This window comes from Actinotalea sp. C106 (genome assembly GCF_023630195.1).
Taxonomy (GTDB): Bacteria; Actinomycetota; Actinomycetes; order Actinomycetales; family Cellulomonadaceae; genus Actinotalea.
This window is the reverse complement of sequence record NZ_JALPKN010000231.1, coordinates 1-5,111: the sequence shown is the minus strand read 5'-3', so window position 1 is coordinate 5,111 and position 5,111 is coordinate 1. Positions and strand designations below refer to the sequence as shown.

At 72.8% G+C, this 5,111-nt stretch carries 5 protein-coding genes; 4 read left to right on the top strand and 1 reads right to left on the bottom strand.

Translation table 11 applies throughout. The features are described from left to right. Together L0B03_RS13675 and gnpA are read left to right on the top strand one after the other, a co-directional pair. The coding region (locus L0B03_RS13675) for a DUF1684 domain-containing protein (RefSeq protein ID WP_250446686.1) at positions 1–545 on the top strand (545 nt) is incomplete at its 5' end. A gap of 583 nt (positions 546–1,128) precedes the next feature. Then, positions 1,129–3,285 carry a 1,3-beta-galactosyl-N-acetylhexosamine phosphorylase gene (gene gnpA / locus L0B03_RS13670; protein ID WP_250446684.1) on the top strand — a complete coding sequence of 719 codons (2,157 nt, stop codon included), beginning with the start codon at positions 1,129–1,131 and terminating at the stop codon, positions 3,283–3,285. 49 nt (positions 3,286–3,334) lie between these two features. Here gnpA and L0B03_RS13665 read toward each other — a convergent pair whose 3' ends face one another. Then, on the bottom strand, positions 3,335–3,958 hold the full coding sequence (locus tag L0B03_RS13665; RefSeq protein ID WP_250446683.1) for a DUF6518 family protein: 624 nt from the start codon (positions 3,956–3,958) through the stop codon (positions 3,335–3,337). Positions 3,959–4,157: 199 nt separating this feature from the next. Here L0B03_RS13665 and L0B03_RS13660 point away from each other — a divergent pair, with 199 nt between their 5' ends. Both L0B03_RS13660 and L0B03_RS13655 read left to right on the top strand, forming a co-directional pair. Next, positions 4,158–4,826, top strand: coding sequence for a M15 family metallopeptidase (locus L0B03_RS13660; protein WP_250446681.1), 669 nt, complete (start codon positions 4,158–4,160; stop codon positions 4,824–4,826). Next, positions 4,823–5,111 (top strand): alanine racemase (locus L0B03_RS13655; RefSeq protein WP_250446679.1); only part of this gene is annotated, 289 nt, incomplete at its 3' end. The genes L0B03_RS13660 and L0B03_RS13655, both read left to right, overlap by 4 nt.

The following is a 5,111-nucleotide window of genomic DNA, read 5'->3' as shown; positions in this document are numbered from 1 at the left end:
GGGTGTCGGCCCGGGCCGCGCTGCTGCTCGAGCACCCCGCCTCCCCGGTGCCGATCGAGGCCCGGGGCTCGTGGGCGGGGCCCGTGGTGGCCGAGTACGACCCGGCGCTGCGGTTCGTGGTGCCCGTCGACCGCGAGGTCGAGCCTGCGAGGCGCGAGGTGCCCACCGGGACGGATGGCGTGGTGGGCATGGACCGGGTCGGGCGGGTCGAGCTCGGGGAGCTCGGCGGCCTGGACCTGTGGTGGCTCAGCGGGTACGGCGGCGGGCTGTTCCTGCCCGTCAAGGACCCGGCCGAGGGCTCCTACGGCGGCGGGCGGTACCTGCTCGACACCATCAAGGGGGCGGACCTGGGCGGCGGCGCGGGGGGTGGTGACGGCCCGAGCCACGGTGGGTTCGAGAGGGCCGGGGCCGAGCTCGTCGTCGACCTCAACTTCGCCTACCAGCCCTCCTGCGCCTACGACCCCGCCTGGGCCTGCCCCCTCGCCGGCCCCGGGAACACCCTGGCTGCGGGGGTCGAGGTCGGCGAGCGGTACGTCACGGTCTAGCGCCGCGGTCCCTGCCGCTGCACCCCTCCCGGCGCTCCCCTCGCGCCAGCATCGAGCCACTCCGCCAGCTCCACACCGCGCGCTTCACGAGATCGGGGTCGATCGGGGTCACTATGCGACCCGAATCGACCCCGTTGATCTCCAGGTGGGCCAGATGCCGGGCTCGAGGCCGGGTTGGGCCGGGGTGCGGATGAGCGCGCGGGCGGGTGATTGGGGTCGATCGGGGTGGCTATGCGACCCGAGTCGACCCCGTTGATCTCCAGGTGGGCCAGATGCCGGGGCCGAGCGAGAGGGGCGGCCGGACCTGGGACGCGGCTGGGCCACGGGGCGACCGGGGGGCAGCGGCCAGGTGGCCGTCGGTGATCGGGGTCGATCAGGGTCACTATCTGACCCTGATCGACCCCGATGTTCGTGAGCCGGGCTCGAGGCCGGCCCGGGGAGAGTGCGGACGGGCGTCGCAGGTGGGTGGCGCCGGGTGCTGACGTGGCGCGCCGCCCGGGTCGCGTCGTGGTCGGACGTGGCGCTCGGACCGGTCGTCGTCGTACGCTATGAAACGTTTTAAAGGACTCGACGAGGAGTATCGATGACGACGACTGCTGGCGGCTTCACCCTTCCCGGCGAGGCCGGGCACGAGGACCTCACCCTGGCCCTCGCGGAGCGGTGGGGGGCCGACGTCATCCGGGACTCGGACGGGACGAGCCTCTCGCGGGAGATCCTCGACTCGGGCCACGGCATCTACTCGACCCTGTGCCTCATCCGTGAGGACAACGACTGGGCCAAGGCCAACCCCGACAAGCTCCAGCAGAACTTCCTCATGACCACCCCCGTCACGGCCACGGGCCCTGAGGTCACCATCGAGCTGCTCGCGGGCTACTCGCGGGACCAGTTCGTCGTCAACGACTGGGACGGGCTCGAGTTCTGGCAGGTCTTCGACCGCACCACGGGCCTGGAGGTACCGCGCGAGCGCTGGGAGCTCGTCGAGGGCGGGCGCGTGGTGGTCCGTCACGTCGAGCCGTGGCACAGCTACACGGTGAACTTCCTGGTCACGCGGATCTGGGAAGAGATCTCGATGTACAACCACGTGACCAACGACTGGGGGGACCGCGAGCACCTGCGGGCCGTCGAGCCGCGCCATCCCGAGGTCCGCGAGCACCTGCTGGCCTGGCTCGAGCAGTGGTGCGTGGACCACCCCGACACCACGGTGGTGCGATTCACCTCGCTGTTCTACAACTTCGCGTGGTTCTGGGGGGACGACCCTGCCCTGCCGCACGTCTACGCCGACTGGGGCTCCTACGACTTCACCGTCAACCCGATCGCCCTGCGCGAGTTCACCGCGACCACGGGCCGCACCATCACCGCGGAGGACTTCGTCAACGCGGGGCGCTACACCTCGACCCACAACCCGCCGTCCGATGTCTACCGCGCCTGGATGACCTTCACGCAGGACTTCGTCCTCGAGCTCGGCAAGGCGTGCGTCGACGTCGTGCACCGGCACGGCAAGAAGGCCTACGTCTTCTACGACGACTCCTGGGTCGGGCTCGAGCCCTACTCGGGGCGGTTCACCGAGTACGGCTTCGACGGGCTGATCAAGGCCGTCTTCTCCGGCTACGAGGCCCGCCTGTGCGCGGGGGCCGAGGTGCCGACCCACGAGCTGCGGCTGCACCCGTACCTGTTCCCGATCGACCTCGAGGGCAAGCCCACCTTCGCCGAGGGCGGGGACCCGACGTCGGACGCCCGCGCGTACTGGACCACCCTGCGCCGGGCCCTGCTGCGCGCCCCGATCGACCGCATCGGCCTGGGCGGCTACCTCAGCCTGACCGAGCCGTTCGGTGACTTCCAGGACTACATCGCCCAGGTCGCCGACGAGCACCGCCTCATCCGCCAGCTGCACGCCGACGGCGCCCCGCACACCTCGCCCGTGCGGGTCGGCGTCCTGACCGCGTGGGGCTCGCTGCGCACCTGGACCACCTCGGGGCACCTGCACGAGAACCCCGAGCTCACACTGCTGCACGTGCTCGAGTCCCTCGCGGGGTTGCCGCTGCAGGTCACCTTCCACTCCCTGGCCGAGGTCGCCGCGGGCGGGGTCCCCGACGACGTCGACGTGCTCATCAACGCCGGGGACGCCGGCTCGGCATGGTCGGGTGGCGAGGCGTGGGCGGACCCTGCGCTGGTCACCGCGGTGACGGCCTTCGTCGCGCGGGGCGGCGGGCTCGTCGGGCTCGGGCAGCCCTCGGCCACGGCCCACTCGACGCGGTTCTTCCAGCTCGCCGACGTGCTCGGCGTCGACCAGGACACCGGAGACCGCATCCGCCTGATGCGCCGCACCTTCGACCTCGCCGAGGGTCACGCGGTCCTCGCCCACGGGGCCGACGACGGCGGGCTCGGCCTCCAGCCCGGCGTGTTCCTCACCCGCAGCGACGTCACGGTCCTCGCGGCCGACGGCGGCACCCCGGTCGCGACGGCGGCCTCCTTCGGCGAGGGCCGGGCCGTCTACCTGGCCGACCACCGGCACGGGGCCGGCGCGACCCGTCGTCTGGAGAACGCGATCCTCTGGGCCGCGGGGGCCGAGCGCACCGGCTGGTGGTCGGCGGACCCGCGCGCCGAGGTCGCGGCCTTCCCGGCCTCGGGGCGGCTCGTCGTCGTCTCGACCACCGACGAGGCGATCACCACGACCGTGCACGGCGGGACTGACCGCGAGGTCGACCTCGAGCCGGGCGGGATGGTCGTGCTGGAGATGTGAGCCCCGCTGCCGCCGTGATCTCTCCGGTCGGACCGTCCGACGGCCAGGGTCACGAGAGGGGAGCGGCTCCCAGCGCGCTGTAGGCAGCGACGAAGGCGCCGGCGACGGCAGCGGTCCCGGCCACGGTGAGCACCACCAGGACGACGCCGTGGATACGCCGTACCAGCATCCCCACGAGGAGTCCGAGCCCGACCACCCCGATCAGGGTCCAGTAGACAGGGCTGGTCGTGTCCGCGACGGCGGTCAGCCCGAAGACGGCCTCGCCGATGCCGATCCCGGCCAGCAGTGCTGTGCCCGCGGCGGCCCGCCAGCCGGACTCGGCCCGCAACCAGCTCGTCGCCACCCCGATGAAGGGACCGACCACGACACCCACCACCACGAACAACGTCGGGTTGTAGTACAGACCCTGCATCTGGGCCGAGACGGAGTACCCCACGGTCAGCAGGGCGAAGCTCGCGACCCCGAGCACCGCCGCGAGCGCGGTGGGCACCCGAGCCCACGCCAGCAGGAGCACGGTCACGAGGGTCCAGCCGGACGCGGAGTTCGCGAAGGAGGTCAGAGCGTCGGGAAGGAGACCTTGGGCGAAGAAGGTCAGCATCCCGCCCAGGAAGCTCGCAGCGATGACCACGGCGGCGCGCGCCCACGTCCCTGACAGCCGTTCAGTCCGCTTCACGGCGCGAGCATATGCGCTCGCCGCACAAGGCCCTCGACCTCCGTGGGTGAAACCCGGCGGTGTCCGGAGACGTGGCCTCGTCCGCCCGGCTGGTGCCTCGGGACCCCAGGGTGCCGGCGTGGTTCCGCCGGCCCTCTGGTACCGGTGACCGGTACCAGAGGTGGAGGCGAGGGGAGCGCGCGGTGGCGATGCTGCTCGTGTGATCTTGCTCAGCGACCCCAGAGTCTCCGCCGTTCCTGTCCTCGAGTGCGCCGAGCCGTTGGTGGAGCTGGGACCCGAGTTCGGACCGGCCGGTGCTCTGGTCCGTTCCGGGGTCGCCGATCGGCTGGCCGCTGCTCGAGCAGCGCTGCCGGCCGGCCTGGCGCTCCGCGTCCAGGAGGGCTACCGGCCCGTGGCCGAGCAGCGGGCGATCATCGCGTCCTACGCCGCCGAGGTCGCGGCGGCCCACCCTGGTGCGTCAGCGGCCGAGCACGAGCGGCTGGTCAGCCGGTTCGTGGCCCCCGTGGCTGTTGCACCGCACGTCGCGGGAGCGGCCGTGGATCTCACCCTGACCCGGTCCGGTGGCGCCGACCTGGACATGGGCACACCCATCGACGCGACTCCGGAGGCGTCCGGCGGCCGGTGCTACACCGCCAGCCGCGAGATCGGGACCCGGGCGCGGACGCTGCGCGCGGTCCTCGCAGGGGCGCTGGGTGATGCCGGCCTGGTCAACTACCCCACGGAGTGGTGGCACTGGAGCTACGGCGACCGGTACTGGGCGCTGACGACCGGCGCTCCGGCCGCCCGGTACGGTCCGGTCGGGACCACGTCGCCGGTCGCAGCCACGTCGTCGTGCGGCGCCTCAGTGCTCTCCGGGGCGGGCAGGTGACCCGCCCAGCCACCCTCCCGGCACCGGTCACCCACCGGGGCGAGCGAGGTGCTGGTGCTGCCGAGCTGTGCGTCGACCTGAGCGCGGTGGCGGCGAACTGCCGGTTGCTGGCCGGGCGGGTGCGTGGGGACCTGATGGCCGTGGTCAAGGCCGACGGGTTCGGGCACGGTGCGGTCGACGTCGCGCGCACCGCGTTGGCCTCGGGCGCGACGTGGCTCGGCGTCACCGCCCTGAGCGAGGCGTTGACGCTGCGCGACGCCGGGCTGCGCGCACCGGTGCTGAGCT

What these genes read in the sequence shown, in the direction of transcription:
- gnpA (WP_250446684.1), top strand. Translation starts at nt 1,129, where the DNA reads ATGACGACGACTGCTGGCGGCTTCACCCTTCCCGGCGAGGCCGGGCAC.